This is a genomic window from Vibrio brasiliensis LMG 20546, from assembly GCF_000189255.1.
In the GTDB taxonomy this organism is placed as follows: domain Bacteria; phylum Pseudomonadota; class Gammaproteobacteria; order Enterobacterales; family Vibrionaceae; genus Vibrio; species Vibrio brasiliensis.
In genome coordinates this window covers 48110-63430 of sequence record NZ_AEVS01000062.1, presented here as the reverse complement: position 1 = coordinate 63430, position 15321 = coordinate 48110, and the positions used below count along the sequence as shown (strand labels likewise).

The window sequence follows — 15321 nt, the reverse complement described above, 5'->3', positions numbered from 1 at the left end:
GGACTCGCGATGAATACTGTTTTAATCACAGGTGCCAACCGTGGCATTGGCCTTAGTCTGGTTCAGCACTACCTCAATCAAGGCTGGCAAGTGCATGCAACCTACCGCTCGACCAGCCAGTCACAATCATTGCTGGATATAGCCAACGAGCAACTCTTTTGCTACCAACTCGACATCACCGACTACCCAAAAGTCAACGCACTCGCCGACCAGCTACCGACAATAGACTTGCTGATTAACAACGCCGGCTATTACGGCCCGAAAGGCTATGGATTTGGTAATACCGATGTTGACGAATGGCGAAAAGTGTTTGAAATTAATACCATTGCACCGCTAAAGCTGGTTGAAGCCCTCTACCCTAACCTGCAACAAGGCCGTTTGAAGAAAATCGCCTGCCTGTCGTCTAAAGTTGGCAGCATGACCGAAAACACCTCCGGTGGCGGTTACATTTATCGCTCATCGAAAGCAGCCCTTAATTCAGTCGTAAAAAGCCTCAGCAACGATTTATCTGGCCAAGGCTATACCGTGCTCGCGCTTCACCCTGGCTGGGTACAGACCGAGATGGGCGGGCCTAATGCCCTGATCGACACCAACGAGAGTGCGGCTGGGCTGGTAAAGGTCATCGAAAGCAGTTCACTGGAGATGGGAGGCAGTTTTATTGACTATCAGGGTAACTCAATTCCTTGGTAGCCTGTGATTTAAGCTTGTCGTAGGTGCTAACAATACTGGTTACCAATTCGGGCTCAAGCCCATGGTAATCATCTTGAATCGAGTCTCTGGCTTGTAACAGCCCTGCCTGTTTCACTAACAGCGTCCTATCATCTAAACCGATAAAGTCAGCAATCCGATTGAGTTCATGTTCGGGTTGCTGGCACAGCTTATCGAAATCAACAAAACAGACCCTATCAGACTCAATCTTAAGCAAGTGTTGATAACAAGCACACCAATACTCATACCAATAGGCAAGGCTTTCGGCACTCTTCGAGGAGGAACCCGATAACCATTGGTCAAAGTTAACCGGTTTGAGATTCTCACCAAAATCAAAGTGACCAATGCCAGCCATATAGACTCGAGAAAACTCATCTTGTTGATGTATATCGAGGAAGTTTAAATGCTGACGTAATAGTGACTGACAATGCTTTGCTGGTTGTCGGAATGGGATAACAATCTTAGCTTGAGGGTTCATCTTGAGAAGAAACTCTACTCGGGCGATATTGAGGTTATTCTTGGAGAGATAACGTTTAGCCTCCTGTTGGTCAGATGCGGCCGTTGTTATCTTTCGTTGGTGTCGGGCAAAAAAGTCATCAAATCGACTTGTTCTGTAACTCGGCCAAGGAGAGATATGCTGGTTATGATACTGCTCATGCCAATAGGTCATCCATAAGATTTCCTCGAAAGCTTCCGGGCTGTCCAAGCTGACTAACATACCGTCACCATGAGCCCTTTCAACTTCACTGCTCTTTTTCATAAAGCGCTGTGAGAACTTCCGCCACAAGAGAGGTAACAGTACAAAAGGCATATCACGATAGGTGTGAGTGGCAAACCTGCCAGTGTTAAAACATAGCTCCATGAGCAATGTGGTGCCAGCTCTTGGCATTGCAGTAATAAAAACCGGCTGAGACGGATAACCAGAATCACTTTTGAGCCATAACTTATCTTCTAACTTTGAGATAAATGCCTGAATATCCCGCGTGGCAAAGGCGATCAAATGCAACGCCTTTTCTGTCCTTGAATAGCGGACTTCGAAGCCTTTACCGACTTTGTTGATTTGATTTTTGCTTGTTAACTTCACATAACCCCAGACCAATGCCCCTATCAGAGTAGATACAAGTAAAAACGGCAGCGAAACCATCAGATCAACCACTTGATCCATCGGCGCAATATCAACCTTCTCAAGTAAGTACATCAATAAAAACGGTAGAGCAAATACCAGCACCATACTGATAACAAGCAATAAGAATCGGCCTGCCAACCTAATCGTTAGCAACTGAACCTGGCTCTCTTTCTGTTCATCATTCAATGAGATGTCGCCAATCATCACTAGAACAGACAAAATAGTATTACCCAATTGACGAACCTTTAGTGGTAGCTGAAAGCAGAAAATCAGCACCAAAAAAAGGGCTACGGATAGCCCTGTACTCAGATAGAGCCCCAACCCATTACTCATTATCTATGCTCTTGTCTGCTTTTCTTTTCTTCCATGCCCTTTTAGCTGGATACCAGACAAAAGCGATCACAGCGAGGACAATGATCAGCACCAACGCGACAAACGTTCCTATCGCTGTTAATCCTGCGCCGGGACCAATATAAGCTTCAACACTGAGCGGAATAAACATGATTACAGCAGCGACAACTAACCAATTTGTTGCATTTAGATTACCCATATCAAGCCCTATTTAACTGTTCATTTGTCTTCATTTACCATGCATCGCTCAACCGCTTGGTTAAAAAACGCTTGATTGAACTGTGGGCCAAGACGCTGAACTTCATCAATAAAGCCTATTAGCCCTTGTGGCAGAACGTTGTAAAACTGCCAGACAATCTCGTTCCCTTTTAACTCAAACGCCCTCCCCGTTACCGCTTCTGTGATCAGCAGGTTACCGTTCTGAAGTTGCTCGTGCTTACCCATTATGTGGCTGAAAAACGGTGTCGATTGACTACCTTGATAGCGTATAAGTGGTTGATAACTTTCAGTAGATAAATGAACAATCCTACTGAAAGGAGCTTGCGAGTTATATGTATGAGTATAGTTATCAAATACAGATATTGTATTGCCATCGATAAAGTCTGGATCATGCTGACGAACGAAACTGCCAGTGAACACCTTCTTCACTTTCATGTTCGGGTCGAACACAGCAATGGTGTGGACGTTGCGCATTGATATCATGATATCTCCCGGCTGAAACACCCCCGGCTTCATCGTCGACGGGAAAATTTTGACATCATTTGGATGCAGTGTATCGCCAATAAGAACAGGAACGCCTCGCTTGTTGCTCGACATATACATCAAGCTTTCAAGGTTGTTTTGTCGCAGGACATCAAACAAACGCCACTCATGCATCAGTTCTCCATCAGTCGACAGTTTCAGAATGCTAAAATCATAGTATCCAGCCTGATATGATGGGAGCTCTTCAGGCTCCGAATCAACATAGTCCAAACCCAGCGTCCACAACGCCCCTTGTTCATCAATATGTATCGAATGATGAGTCATTCTGGCGAAACGCCAAACCACATCACCACAAGGATTAACCCGAAACAATCCGGCATATTCAAGGCTAAAGACGAGATCACCGTTGTCCATTAATTTAACCCCGTGGGTAAAAGGCCTCGTGGTTTCTTCGATATGCTGATCAACATGCGTTGCGTCAGGCCACAGTTCACGCCAATTAAGCTGCCAGTTATGAATGACATTGCCATCCACATCAATGACTGACGCCTGCGAGTGATTATGTGGCCCTAAACCAGTGACTAACGATAGCCCCGGCTGCACAGCGTTTCTGTCAATAACATCAACACGAGTATCTCGCTCCGTCCTGTGCAGATACCAGGGTAGTTCGCCAGAAAGCTTGCTGCGAATCTCCTCAAATCCGAGTTTAGATAACTGAAACAGTCCGTAGGGGAAGAACAGGCGCATATCCGTGGTGATCACACCGAGCATAAAGGCCAAAATAGCAACGGATATTAGTTTGCGCATTTTGTCGAAATTCACAGGGTTACTGTCCTCAGCTAACGATCATCTAGATATAGAAACCATAGCAAATCGTATTTTTGCGACCATTTTCTTCGCTATCCAGCGGGTAAGTTGCCGTTCTCCATAACTTGAAGTTTTAATCTCTGCAAAAACATTAAGTCTCATTTATAATCCCAATAAACTAATATGTGATACTTATTGTTAATTCTTCATACCATTAATTACGTAATCTGGGTCCAACGAATAAGACAACGAAACAGACCTAGCTTAGGAGAATTGATATGAAATCGAGCAAACGTCAATGGGGTTTAGCGCTACTTTCAGTCACAGCAATTGCTTATTCAGGGGCTTCGAATGCGTTGCAACTGACCAGTCAAGATATTCAGGAGGGCCACCCCATGGCAAAAACCTTCGAGTACTCTGGCTGGGGATGTGATGGTGGTAACTTATCCCCTCAACTGAGTTGGCAGGATATTCCTCAGGGTACCAAGAGCTTTGCGATTACTGCTTACGATCCAGACGCACCGACAGGCAGCGGTTTTTGGCACTGGATTGCATTGGATATTCCGGCTAAAACAACCCAGTTACCACGCGGCGCAAATATCAGTGAGCTTGGTGGGCAAGAAGTTCGTATAGATTATGGGTCGGTTGGATTCGGTGGCGCATGTCCACCCGTCGCTGACGGTATGCATCGCTACCAGTTTACCGTTTGGGCACTACCAAAAGCGGAATTGGGCCTAAACAAAGATACACCAGCAGCAGTCGTAGGGTTTACTCTTAATAGTATCGCACTTGATAAGGCGACACTGACTGCAACATACACACGCTAAACAAACAGGAGATGTGATGACTCACCTCTATCAAGTTACGATATATCGAGCGCAGCAGCTACAAAAGCTGCGTAATGTGACGATTCACTCTCCTAGCCTTATTCAGATACTGTCGGGCAGTAAGAGGTTGTTTCAAGGCGATAGTACGCTAGAACTCACCTCGTCAAAGTTGCTGCTATGCGAAGCCTCATCCCAATTTAGTTTTGAGAATTTACCAAACCAAGGGGCGTTTCTTTCGCGGGTGTATAGCTTTCACCAACCACCTTCTGAAAGCCTGATTCAGCTCAGTCAGGACAATAACCTCCAACCGGATCAAGCTTGGCTGACAAACGACAAAGCCATCGAGCAAACATTAAATGTGCTGTTTTCTCTCGACTTGTCACAAATGAGTGAAGAGACTCAAAAGCTATGGCTAGCGCCTTTGTATCAGCAGTTGGCCGAACGTGGCGCACTTCATCAGCTTTTTGCCAGTCAAAGCAGTTCCTTTAGCCAGCAGCTTACTCGTTACCTTTCTCGCTCGCCCAGCGAGACTCACTCGCTTGAGGAATCAGCTAGCCATTTTGCCGTTAGCCGCGCGACATTTATTCGCCGACTCAAAAAAGAAGGGACGCAATATCGAGAGATCCTTGCTGAGGTCAGGCTTAACCATGCCCTTAGCCTGATGCAGGCAAAACACTGGAGCGTGCTTCAGTTAGCCTCGATGTGCGGCTATCAGTCAGAGCAGCGCTTTAGTCAACGCTTCCGGACCAAGTTCGGCTTAACACCAACGGATTACATGCGCACAGTTCGCGATGCTCCAAGCCCGAATACGGAACTCACGGAGCATTGATATGAGCACAAGGCGTTTGGTGTTATTCATGTTGTTACCGATCCTGACCGCTTGCCAGGCAGACAGCCCAAGCGGCTTCTTCGATGACTATCTAACTCGTGTCGCCAGAGTGCAACAAGCCAGCGAAGTTACCCAGGCTTCTGACCAGTTCGACAACCTACCGCGCAAAAGAGAGCTATACGTCGATATACCGCTGACTTCTATCGGTTTACTCGATAGCTACCAACTAAGACAGTGTGGACTGTTCAACCTGATTGCAGAACGAAACTCGGTTCTGGGAAAAGTCGCCGATGAGTTCCGTAACTACGATTATCAGAACGCTTTGTTGGATGGCTTGTCACGTTGCTTAATCACTGACGGAATCGATACAGAGCTAAGGCGCAAGCTGTTAGAAATTGAGCAGATAAAACAACCACAACTCAAACTCCATCAGTGGAACCTGATTTTTGCCAGTGATGCGATGCAAGAGCAACTGCAAGGTTCTCACTGGTTACAGGCTGATCTGGGTCAGACGGTCACTGAAGTAAATCAAGCCTTAGCAACGGTAAATGCAGCGTTTAGTCAATATGGCATACCCACTGCCGAAGTGCAGGAAGTGTTAGAGAAAAAGCCAATCATAGGTGACTTGAACTACTCGTTGGTCATGGCAACGCGTAAACTTAACAGGGTCACGCAGCAACTGAACGACAACGACCACACCATCATCTGTGGGAGCAATCGCGATACCACCAAGTACAAATACCTGAATAATGTCTTCGAGCAGATGTATGTCGGTAAAGTGCAGCCCTATATGGCAGAGTTAGATAGCTATTACCAAACCCTGTCACCCAATCTGACACTACTTGCTCCGCAGCCAGACACCCACAATTATGTTTATCCGTTAGAGAGCAATCATCAGGCTTTTCGCCTGGCGATACGTCGACATGTAGACTACTGGCAAGCTCTGTTTAAACGCTGTGGACGTAAAATTGGTTAAGCGCGTTTTGCCGCAGGTTTAGTTGCTGCCTTTTTCCGGTAGCCGCCTTTTTTGCGTTTGAAGGCCGGGCGCTCCACCTTTGGCAAATGACGCAGAGACTCCGGCACTTCTCCACTTCGTACCTGATTCATCAGACTATCAATTCGCTGCTGAAGCGCATGCATAAAGGGTTGATAAGCCTGATTTCGCTCTGCCATACCTTGAAGCTGGTGCTCCCAGTTTGCCGTCATATCAGGGAAGGTAGATTCACTCGGTAAAGCGTGGATCAATCCGCGCCCTGCTGCAGTGCTTAGAATAGATTTACCCTGACGCTGGAGTAGCTGGCGTTTAAACAGAGTATCGAGGATCCCAGCCCGGGTTGCCTCGGTGCCAAGACCATCGGTCTCTTTAAGGATCTTCTTCAGCTCTTTATCTGCAACAAAACGGGCGATACCCGTCATTGCCTGTAGTAAGGTCGCTTCGGTGAAATGTTTTGGTGGTTCGGTTTTACGATCTTTAATCTCGCCCTCACGGCAAGTTAGTACGCTACCTTCCGGCAATGGCGGTACCGCATCGACCCCTGAATCTTCATCATCGACTTTGCCCATCAACTCTTTCCAGCCCGCAGACACCAACTGACGACCTTTGGCAATAAAGGTTCCCCCGGCAATATCAAACACCAGCTTCGCTTCGGCATAGACAGCCGCTGGGTAAAACTGCATCAGATACTGTCTGGCGATCTGTTGATAGATCTTCAATTCATTGCCAGAAAGAGCATTGTGCGATGCCTTTTTAGGCGTCGGAATGATCGCATGGTGAGCATCAACTTTCTTGTCGTTCCAGGCTTTTGATTTCAGGCTCAGATTAGCGCCACTCACCGCCTGACCTAACTCCTTGGCGTTGTTGCTAATCGCATCACACACGCTACTCGCCTGAGCATAGTGTTCCATTGGCAGGTAACGACAGTCCGAACGTGGATAGGTAATCAGTTTGTGCTTTTCATAGAGTGACTGACAGGTATCCAGTACCTGCTGAGCACTCATACCGAAGCGTTTAGCGGCATCAATCTGCAGGGCTGAAAGAGAATAGGGTAAAGGCGCAGACTGCTTAGTTTGTTTCTGCTCCGATTCGACGACTTTAGCAGGCTGATTGGCGATTCGCTGGGCTACGTTCTCAACCAGTTTGCGATTGAGGACTCTGCCTTCTTCATCTTGCCACGGTTTACACGCTTCACTCGGTTTCCAGCGTGCCCGGATATCGAACTGGTTGTTACCGTCCTGATAAGGAATCAATGCGTGAAGAGTGAAGTAATCACGCGGTATAAAGTTTTCAATCTCTTCATCTCGGCGCACGACCAGACCTAACACAGGCGTCTGTACCCGACCGACGGACAACACGCCCTGATATCCGGCTTTCTGCCCCAATAGCGTATACGCACGGGACATATTCATCCCGTATAACCAGTCTGCACGAGAGCGCGCCAATGCGGATACGGAAAGAGGAATAAAGTCGCGGTTACTGCGCATTTGATTGAGAGCACGTTTGACCGCTGGCAGGTTAAGGTCACTGATCAGAAGACGTTGCGTTGCTTCCTTCTTCGCTTTACTCACCTTGCAGTAATCAAGCACTTCATCAACCAGAAGTTGCCCTTCTCTATCCGGATCTCCCGCGTGAATAATCTCACTCGACTCTTTAAGCAGCTTGCGTACCACCGTCAGCTGTTTACTGGCCGACTTTCGCGGTCTGAGCTGCCACTGGTCAGGGACAATCGGCAGGTCCGCCAGATTCCACTTCTTGTATCGCTCGTCATAAGCGTCCGGTTCTACTTGTTCAAGCAAGTGACCGATACACCAGGTAACAACATCACCGCCACCACAGCGAATAAAGCCCTGCTCGTTTTTTTTCGGTCCGGGCAATGCGGCAGCAATGGCGCGACCAAGACTAGGTTTTTCAGCGATAAATAGACGAGACATAGTGGATAGGGAATTAGAAACAATAAGGGCCACATTATCGAATGTGGCCCTTATAAATCAAGAAAAACTGTAAATTTAAACAGTATTATTCTTCGTCTGATGCAGAACGCTCAGCCGCTTCTTTAACTAGAGGCTGAAGTTCACCTTTCTGGAACATTTCGATGATAATGTCACAACCACCGATTAGCTCACCTTCAACCCATAGTTGAGGGAAAGTTGGCCATTGCGCGTAAGCTGGTAGCTCTGCACGAATGTCAGGGTTTTGAAGAATATCTACATATGCAAACTTTTCACCACAAGCCATTAGTGCTTGCGCAGCTTGTGAAGAGAAACCGCAGCTAGGTAGTTTAGGTGAACCCTTCATGTATAGAAGGATAGAGTTTTCTGCGATTTGCTGTTTAATTTTATCGATAGTTTCCATTGCTTCCTCTTAATGGAGTTACTGCAAATATTCTGGACATTCTAAACCATTAGCGCAGAATAAAAAGCCTATAATCTTTATGGGTATTGGCGCTAAGCTGTTTTTGAGATTAACTGCACTTAACTCATAAATAAATTTCATATAGAAAATAGCAGCCTGTGCTTTTAATAAAGTAAAAACTTGCTAAACTAGAGCGCAAGTCAGCAAATTGATCTTGGTTGGTGATTCACCGACCACGAATAATAAATAACACTGGAAGCAATCGAGAGGGGCAACCCTTTCTCATAAATGGAGAATTGAGCAATGGCATTTGAACTACCAGCTCTTCCTTACGCGAAAGACGCACTAGAACCACACATCTCAGCTGAAACTCTAGATTTCCACCACGGCAAGCACCACAACACTTACGTTGTGAAGCTAAACGGCCTGATTCCTGGTACTGAGTTCGAAGGTAAAACTCTAGAAGAAATCGTTAAGACTTCTACTGGTGGCGTATTCAACAACGCAGCACAAATCTGGAACCACACTTTCTACTGGCACTGTCTAGCGCCTAACGCAGGTGGCGAACCAACAGGTGCTGTTGCTGATGCAATCAACGCTGCATTCGGTTCTTTCGAAGAGTTCAAAGCGAAATTCACAGACTCTGCTATTAACAACTTCGGTTCTTCTTGGACTTGGCTTGTTAAGAAAGCTGACGGTTCTCTAGAGATCGTTAACACGTCTAACGCTGCGACTCCTCTAACAGAAGAAGGTACTACTCCACTTCTAACTGTTGACCTATGGGAACACGCTTACTACATCGATTACCGTAACGTTCGTCCAGACTACATGAATGGTTTCTGGGCTCTAGTTAACTGGGACTTCGTTGCAGAAAACCTAGCGAAATAATTCCTTCCCCTGGGATTTAAAATTTAGTCGCATAAAAAGCCAGCACTTAGCTGGCTTTTTTGTTTTTCTCGCCATGATTTTTCTAAAGTTTTCCGTACCTGAGTCGCTATAAAAGCATCAAACGAGAGGCATTATGCAGATTCATACTTTAGACAAAGCGGCGATTATCAACGAACTTCAGTTCGGCAATGGGATTAACCATGCTGTCCATGAAGGGCGTCGTGCCGACTTCTCTTTGATTCTGTCGATGTTCTCCGATGATGTTCGCGATAACACCCCGACCGAAAAAGTCGATGAGATCGATACCAGCGAGCAAGCCCTGCGCAAACGCTTTGAACTACAAGGTCCACAGCAATTACGTTCTGACCAAAGCTCCTATCAGTTATCTGCACAGCAAGCGTCACTATTCCATCGCTCTGGTTTACCCAGCGCAAAGCTGAGTCATTACCTGAAACCCGATGCATTGACTTATTTGCCAGAAGATACTCACAACTTACCTGAAGAGGTGTACCACAACCTTTCTGGTCACCAGCGTAGGATGTTAAGCGAAAAAGAATCTAAGCCTCTGATGCCAATCGATCTTTACAATCAGCTTATCAAAGCGCAACGAACCTTCCAGATTCAGGCTCAGGCATAACCACAGCCGCAAAGCACTCTATTTCCCTGTCTCAAATATGGAACTAAAACCGCAACATCACGCCATTATGTGAATAGCGCCAAAGAATCGTAAATTACCTTACTCAGCAATAAGGTTATTTGACGTTATTCACAACTAAGTAACAGTTAATCTACCATGATATGTGGACACCTTTTTCGCATGCATTGCTTATGGGGGGTAAGCCAATGGATATAAAAAAAGCTGTCGTTTTAATCACATCAGCCGGTTCTCAGATCGGAAGCACACTTGCTTATCACTTCACTTCGTTAGGAGCGACAGTGGTTTTGTGTGATGTAAATAATCCACAACTTAAACAGACTTATCAGCTGTGTAGTGAAGTTTCAGATAACGTATTTCAATTCACGATCCACGATCACTCACTAAGTTCGATTCAGGATCTGTTTGGTTTTATGGATAGTACGGTTAAGCGTTCACCAGATGTGCTAATCAATGCACTTACGGCAGAAGCGATGCCACATATTTTTGATCAACAAGCCAGCGCACTGTTTACTCAGAGACTCTCTTTAATGGCAGCGACCATGTTTAGCTTCGGTCAGGCCACTGCGGAGAGAATGAGACAAGAGAAGAAAAATGGCGTGATCGTTAATGTGATTTCACATCCGGAATATCAGGATTTATCGGGCTTTGACAACGCGACCTCTATGGTTGCGGGTTTCACCCAAAGCTGGGCTCGCGAGCTAACACCGTTTAATATTCGCGTCGGTGGCGTTGTTCCAGCGTTAGAGCACGATGATGCGCATTGGGCTGAAGTTCAGGATGAGCTGATACGCAACACTGAGTACATCGTCTCCAACGATTATTTCAGTGGCAGAGTGATGGCAGCCTGACCAGCTCACCACAGCCATAGGTGGTGAGCAAAACACTTACAATGTTCGAAGGATTTTTTCCGACGCTTCCTCAATGAGATCCAGCACCAATTCAAAACCACTATCTCCGCCATAGTAGGGATCAGGGATTTCGTCATAGTCAGAATCGCTATAACTGAGAAACAGCTGAACTTTATCTCTCAAATGATCTGGGCACTGAGCAACAAGATCCGCTAAATTGTCTCTGTCTGCGGCCAGAATAAGGTCAAACTGCTCAAAGTCACTGCTGACGATTTTACGTGAGCGGATGCCCTTAAAGGAATAACCGCGCTTCTCTCCTGCCGCTTTGGCACGAGAGTCCGGTGGGTTTCCCTGGTGGTAGCCAATCGTCCCTGCTGAATCAAGGTTAACGTCAATTCCAAGCTGCGCTGCTTTCGCTCTTAGTATCGCCTCTCCTGTTGGTGAACGACAGATATTGCCCATACACACAACGAGTATACTTTTTGCCATCCGCCTAGCCTCCCTCGCTAGTATCCCTTTCCCATAATACTGGTAGGTTTTTGCATTTATTCTAATCGGTTATCATAGCCACAAAGTGACTAAATAAAAAAGGATTAACCATGGTCTCCGAGAGCAACAAAGAGCAGCGTCACAAAGCAAGACAGCAAAAAGTGAAACAACAAGTTGATGCGAAAGTCGCGGCAGCTCAGGAAGAGAAAGGTTTGCTACTGGTGATCACTGGTAACGGTAAAGGCAAATCGACGTCAGGCTTTGGGACTATCGCCCGTGCAGTTGGTCATGGCCTGAATTGTGCTGTTGCTCAATTCATTAAAGGCACGTGGGAAAATGGCGAACGTAACCTGCTAGAAAAACTTGGTGTCGAGTTTCAGGTTATGGCAACAGGCTTTACTTGGGAAACTCAGAACAAAGCAGCCGATACCGAAGCCGCACAGATCGTCTGGCAAGAGTGTAAACGTATGCTTCAGGATGAATCGATAGACGTGGTTCTATTTGATGAGCTGACTTACATGGTGAGCTATGGCTATATCGAGTTAGATGAAGTAGTTGAAGCGCTAAATAACCGTCCTAAAATGCAATCTGTCGTCATTACGGGCCGTGCTGCCCATCGTACATTAATTGAGTTAGCAGATACTGTATCTGAAGTGAAGAATGTCAAACACGCCTTTGAATCTGGCGTAAAGGCCCTCAAAGGGGTTGACTGGTAGTCATACCATTCAGACAAAAAAAGGCGCTCCGATGAGCGCCTTTTCTATATCAAACCGAATTAGTTAAACAGACCTTTGATTAGGCTGTTGACTGCTTCTTTGGTTTTTTCATCTTTAATTTTGTCACCCAGCTTTTCATCAAGCTTTTTCAGACCACGGTCGATCTCTTTCTCAGCTTTCTGCTTAAGCACATCATCAAACACTAGCTTAAACTTAGGCTCTGCCCAGCTGCCAGAGATGTTGATAGGAATGGTAACATCTTTCAGTTCATCGATATCTTTACCGCCCTGACCTTCCAGTGAGCCAACAATCGATGTACTGACGGTGAAATCCACAGTCTCATTGATGTAGTTAGCGCTGCCGTTACCACGAATACGTAGCAGCGGTGACTGCATGGTCAGGTCTTTGGTCGACACATTACCCTTGTTAAGTTTCAGGGTCGCTTTCATTGCGCTGAAGTCAGTCTTTTGCACTTCATCCGTAGCTTCAACTTTTTCGCCCTTAATCTTGGCGTAGTTTTCACGGATTAGCTGCGCGACGTTGATGCCGTTCACCGCACCATCTTCAAAGTTAATCGCTACAGTACCAACCAGGTTCTTCTTAATACCTGTTGGCGTTAAGCTACTGCCTTTAACATCAACATTGATGTTACCTGTACCCTCAAGCATGTCGTTGCTTGCCACGTCTTTAAGTAACGGCTGAACCTTAACACCCTTGATTTGTTGCTTAGCAGTGTAGCTCGCTGGCGATTTACGTGCATCGAGACGAGCCGTCGCGTTGATCGAACCTTGATACAGGTTAGAACTAAACGATGTCAGCTCAGCAACACCACGATTAACCGAGAAGCTCGCCTTAACATTCTGCATCTTTGCATTGCTGGCTTTGAACTTGTCGATAGTGATATTACCTTTAACATCAAGAGTTTTCAGCGCTGTTAAGTCAGGTTCCACCTCTTGTGCTGGTTTCTTCGGTGACGTTTTCGCTGGTTTTTGCTCTGACTCTGGAGCTGACGCGGATGGTTTCTCTTCAGAAGCGGATTGCTGTAGACCCAAGAACTCATCGAGATCGATGTCTGGGCTGTGTAACGCAAAACGTACTTTAGGAATATCCGCTAGAGTGACATCGGCTTTACCATCAAACTGCAGTGCATTAGCCGTCAACTTCTCTAATACAAAGCTCAAATGACTTTTCGCTAGATCAAATGACAGATCAGAAGCCATGTCCACTTTCATTGGTGATTGCGGTAGCGAGTCGCCTTCGAACTTCGCATCAAGCACCAGTTGGTTCATTAGAACCTTGCTGATTGCTTTATCTACCGTCAGTGACGCAGAACCTTTCATATCAATGTCGAGACCAGCTGCATTGCCAGCTACTGAGTAAGTCAATGCGTTTGCTTTATCAAACTCGAACGTCTCTAAACCAATTTTGGCACTTTCAATATTGGTTGCAGGATCGCTCATTGATGCGTCCAGATTGATGTTACGCAATGCGTACTCTTTAAAGCCTTTTGCCAGTTTGAACTCAGCATCACCTTGAGCACTGAATTTCTGCTGGTTGTTTTCACCTTTGGCAGAGAACGCCACTTTGGTCCACTTCTCTACCGCAAACTCGGATAGGTTAAGCGATACGTCGTAGAGCTTGGTAAACGAACCTGCTTGTTTGTCCTGTACGTCGACAGAAGCGTTAGAGATGGTTACACCAGCGAGATTGATGGTCCATGCAGACGCAGCAGTTGGCGCTTCAGAGCTCTCTGTTGTCTGAGCCGCTGGGGCGTCTGTTGCAGTAGGCGTTTCTGCTTGAGCAGTTTGTGCCTGAGTCAGTGCATCGATATTACGCGTACCGTCTTTCAACGTTTCCAACGCGAAAGCTGCTCCATCTAACGTGATGTTGCCAATTTCGAGCTGTTGGCTAAATAGTGGCATCACTGAAACATCGATACCGACGGTATCAACTTTAAACATATTCAGTTGTTCAAAGCCTTTTGGATTACGAAGTTCAGTCTGACCTAACTCAAAGCCAACAGATGGGAAAAACTGCCAGCTAATATCACCATCAATAACAAGGTCTAAACCCGTTTGAGTTTTAGCCTGTTCGACGATCAGAGGCTTAAATTGGTTGGGGTTAACAAGCGTAACCAGTGCGATTATCGCACCAAGAATAGCAATTACAGGGATGGCTATTATTAGTAATAGTTTCTTCATCAGCAGTATCCTTGCTTGGTGAGCGCCTAAAAAATGAGGCAAGCTCCAAGTATAAATGATCGCCTGTGAATTTATGACGACCATAAAAAGAAAGTGGCACTAAAAGTGCCACTTATCTCATAAAAAATAAAGTCTTGAGTGCTTATTCGGTATTAAGCTTTCAAAAGTTTTGCAATGTGAGCTTTTAACACATCGATCGCGATACGGTTTTTGCCGCCGCGAGGAACAATAATGTCTGCATATTGCTTCGATGGCTCGATAAATTGCATAAACATTGGACGCACTGTCTCTTGGTACTGTTTAAGCACAGAATCCATTGTACGGCCACGCTCTTCTACATCACGCTTAACACGACGAAGCAGACAGATGTCTAGCGGAGTATCCATAAATACTGTCGCGTGCATCAGATCACGTAGACGAGGGTCTGTCAGAAGCAGGATACCTTCTAGAATAATGACCTTCTTAGGTGTCATTGTTGTGGTGTTCTCTGTACGGGTGTGCTCAGTGTAGCTGTACTCAGGTACCTCTACCGCTTGTCCCTTAACTAACTGCTCTAGATGTTCGCACAGAAGATCATGGTCTAATGCACTTGGGTGGTCATAGTTGGTTTTTACACGCTCATCCATGCTCAGATGGCCTTGGTCGTTGTAATAGCAATCTTCCGTAATCACACCAATTTGATGATCGCCCACTTTCTCACGTAATTCGTTGTAGATAGTGCTAGCGATTAAGCTTTTTCCAGAAGCAGACGCGCCAGCAATACCGACGATGACGCATTGATTATTATCAGACATTATTCTTGCACCCGATGATTTAGATTGG

At 46.0% G+C, this 15321-nt stretch carries 16 protein-coding genes; 8 read left to right on the top strand and 8 right to left on the bottom strand.

The window, feature by feature from the left end; all coding sequences use genetic code 11:
- The first annotated feature begins 9 nt into the window (after positions 1-9).
- Positions 10-690 carry an SDR family oxidoreductase gene (locus RH46_RS10495; protein ID WP_006879414.1) on the top strand — a complete coding sequence of 227 codons (681 nt, stop codon included), beginning with the start codon at positions 10-12 and terminating at the stop codon, positions 688-690.
- Here the strand turns inward: RH46_RS10495 and RH46_RS10490 are convergent.
- From RH46_RS10490 to RH46_RS10480, 3 genes are read right to left on the bottom strand one after another with little or no spacing between them, the layout of a single operon-like run.
- Entirely contained in the window at positions 656-2167 is a 1512-nt protein-coding gene (locus RH46_RS10490; protein WP_006879413.1) for a sulfotransferase family protein, read from the bottom strand. The two genes, RH46_RS10495 and RH46_RS10490, sit on opposite strands and share 35 nt — an antisense overlap.
- Positions 2160-2384 (bottom strand): hypothetical protein, encoded by a 225-nt coding sequence (locus RH46_RS10485; RefSeq protein ID WP_006879412.1) that lies wholly within the window; start codon positions 2382-2384, stop codon positions 2160-2162. Before RH46_RS10485 ends, RH46_RS10490 begins: the two co-directional genes overlap by 8 nt.
- 20 nt (positions 2385-2404) lie before the next feature.
- Positions 2405-3694, bottom strand: coding sequence for an arylsulfotransferase family protein (locus RH46_RS10480; protein ID WP_083810773.1), 1290 nt, complete (start codon positions 3692-3694; stop codon positions 2405-2407).
- Positions 3695-3972: 278 nt separating this feature from the next.
- Here RH46_RS10480 and RH46_RS10475 point away from each other — a divergent pair, with 278 nt between their 5' ends.
- From RH46_RS10475 to RH46_RS10465, 3 genes are read left to right on the top strand one after another with little or no spacing between them, the layout of a single operon-like run.
- The gene (locus tag RH46_RS10475) at positions 3973-4521 is read left to right on the top strand and encodes a YbhB/YbcL family Raf kinase inhibitor-like protein (RefSeq protein ID WP_006879410.1); all 549 of its coding nucleotides are present in this window, start codon (positions 3973-3975) and stop codon (positions 4519-4521) included.
- 16 nt (positions 4522-4537) lie between these two features.
- Positions 4538-5350, top strand: coding sequence for a helix-turn-helix transcriptional regulator (locus tag RH46_RS10470; protein WP_006879409.1), 813 nt, complete (start codon positions 4538-4540; stop codon positions 5348-5350).
- 1 nt (position 5351) lies between these two features.
- Positions 5352-6326 (top strand): DUF3080 domain-containing protein, encoded by a 975-nt coding sequence (locus tag RH46_RS10465; protein WP_040895602.1) that lies wholly within the window; start codon positions 5352-5354, stop codon positions 6324-6326.
- On the opposite strand, the gene RH46_RS10460 is transcribed toward RH46_RS10465, so the two are convergent.
- Both RH46_RS10460 and RH46_RS10455 read right to left on the bottom strand, forming a co-directional pair.
- The gene (locus tag RH46_RS10460; protein ID WP_006879407.1) at positions 6323-8278 is read right to left on the bottom strand and encodes a DNA topoisomerase III; all 1956 of its coding nucleotides are present in this window, start codon (positions 8276-8278) and stop codon (positions 6323-6325) included. The genes RH46_RS10465 and RH46_RS10460 overlap by 4 nt on opposite strands.
- An 85-nt stretch (positions 8279-8363) precedes the next feature.
- Positions 8364-8699, bottom strand: a complete 336-nt coding sequence (locus RH46_RS10455) for a Grx4 family monothiol glutaredoxin (RefSeq protein ID WP_006879406.1) — start codon at positions 8697-8699, stop codon at positions 8364-8366.
- Between the two features lie 303 nt (positions 8700-9002).
- Here RH46_RS10455 and sodB point away from each other — a divergent pair, with 303 nt between their 5' ends.
- The 3 genes from sodB (at position 9003) to RH46_RS10440 (ending at position 11093) form a co-directional block, all read left to right on the top strand.
- The gene (sodB, locus tag RH46_RS10450; protein ID WP_006712386.1) at positions 9003-9587 is read left to right on the top strand and encodes a superoxide dismutase [Fe]; all 585 of its coding nucleotides are present in this window, start codon (positions 9003-9005) and stop codon (positions 9585-9587) included.
- A gap of 133 nt (positions 9588-9720) precedes the next feature.
- Positions 9721-10224 carry a VC2046/SO_2500 family protein gene (locus RH46_RS10445; RefSeq protein ID WP_006879405.1) on the top strand — a complete coding sequence of 168 codons (504 nt, stop codon included), beginning with the start codon at positions 9721-9723 and terminating at the stop codon, positions 10222-10224.
- 206 nt (positions 10225-10430) lie between these two features.
- Complete coding sequence (locus RH46_RS10440; protein ID WP_006879404.1) at positions 10431-11093, top strand: SDR family oxidoreductase; 663 nt, start codon at positions 10431-10433, stop codon at positions 11091-11093.
- A gap of 36 nt (positions 11094-11129) precedes the next feature.
- Here the strand turns inward: RH46_RS10440 and RH46_RS10435 are convergent, their stop codons facing one another.
- Entirely contained in the window at positions 11130-11582 is a 453-nt protein-coding gene (locus RH46_RS10435; protein ID WP_006879403.1) for a low molecular weight protein-tyrosine-phosphatase, read from the bottom strand.
- Positions 11583-11692: 110 nt separating this feature from the next.
- Between RH46_RS10435 and cobO the strand changes: the two genes are divergently transcribed.
- On the top strand, positions 11693-12298 hold the full coding sequence (gene cobO / locus RH46_RS10430; protein ID WP_006879402.1) for a cob(I)yrinic acid a,c-diamide adenosyltransferase: 606 nt from the start codon (positions 11693-11695) through the stop codon (positions 12296-12298).
- A gap of 59 nt (positions 12299-12357) precedes the next feature.
- On the opposite strand, the gene RH46_RS10425 is transcribed toward cobO, so the two are convergent.
- On the bottom strand, positions 12358-14499 hold the full coding sequence (locus RH46_RS10425) for an AsmA family protein (protein ID WP_006879401.1): 2142 nt from the start codon (positions 14497-14499) through the stop codon (positions 12358-12360).
- 152 nt (positions 14500-14651) lie between these two features.
- Positions 14652-15293 (bottom strand): uridine kinase, encoded by a 642-nt coding sequence (gene udk, locus RH46_RS10420; RefSeq protein WP_006879400.1) that lies wholly within the window; start codon positions 15291-15293, stop codon positions 14652-14654.
- Positions 15294-15321: the final 28 nt, after the last annotated feature.

Coding starts and splice junctions, on each gene's coding strand:
- RH46_RS10495 (WP_006879414.1), top strand. CDS start 10: ATGAATACTGTTTTAATCACAGGTGCCAACCGTGGCATTGGCCTTAGT.
- RH46_RS10490 (WP_006879413.1), bottom strand. CDS start 2,167: ATGAGTAATGGGTTGGGGCTCTATCTGAGTACAGGGCTATCCGTAGCC.
- RH46_RS10485 (WP_006879412.1), bottom strand. CDS start 2,384: ATGGGTAATCTAAATGCAACAAATTGGTTAGTTGTCGCTGCTGTAATC.
- RH46_RS10480 (WP_083810773.1), bottom strand. CDS start 3,694: ATGCGCAAACTAATATCCGTTGCTATTTTGGCCTTTATGCTCGGTGTG.
- RH46_RS10475 (WP_006879410.1), top strand. CDS start 3,973: ATGAAATCGAGCAAACGTCAATGGGGTTTAGCGCTACTTTCAGTCACA.
- RH46_RS10470 (WP_006879409.1), top strand. CDS start 4,538: ATGACTCACCTCTATCAAGTTACGATATATCGAGCGCAGCAGCTACAA.
- RH46_RS10465 (WP_040895602.1), top strand. CDS start 5,352: ATGAGCACAAGGCGTTTGGTGTTATTCATGTTGTTACCGATCCTGACC.
- RH46_RS10460 (WP_006879407.1), bottom strand. CDS start 8,278: ATGTCTCGTCTATTTATCGCTGAAAAACCTAGTCTTGGTCGCGCCATT.
- RH46_RS10455 (WP_006879406.1), bottom strand. CDS start 8,699: ATGGAAACTATCGATAAAATTAAACAGCAAATCGCAGAAAACTCTATC.
- sodB (WP_006712386.1), top strand. CDS start 9,003: ATGGCATTTGAACTACCAGCTCTTCCTTACGCGAAAGACGCACTAGAA.
- RH46_RS10445 (WP_006879405.1), top strand. CDS start 9,721: ATGCAGATTCATACTTTAGACAAAGCGGCGATTATCAACGAACTTCAG.
- RH46_RS10440 (WP_006879404.1), top strand. CDS start 10,431: ATGGATATAAAAAAAGCTGTCGTTTTAATCACATCAGCCGGTTCTCAG.
- RH46_RS10435 (WP_006879403.1), bottom strand. CDS start 11,582: ATGGCAAAAAGTATACTCGTTGTGTGTATGGGCAATATCTGTCGTTCA.
- cobO (WP_006879402.1), top strand. CDS start 11,693: ATGGTCTCCGAGAGCAACAAAGAGCAGCGTCACAAAGCAAGACAGCAA.
- RH46_RS10425 (WP_006879401.1), bottom strand. CDS start 14,499: ATGAAGAAACTATTACTAATAATAGCCATCCCTGTAATTGCTATTCTT.
- udk (WP_006879400.1), bottom strand. CDS start 15,293: ATGTCTGATAATAATCAATGCGTCATCGTCGGTATTGCTGGCGCGTCT.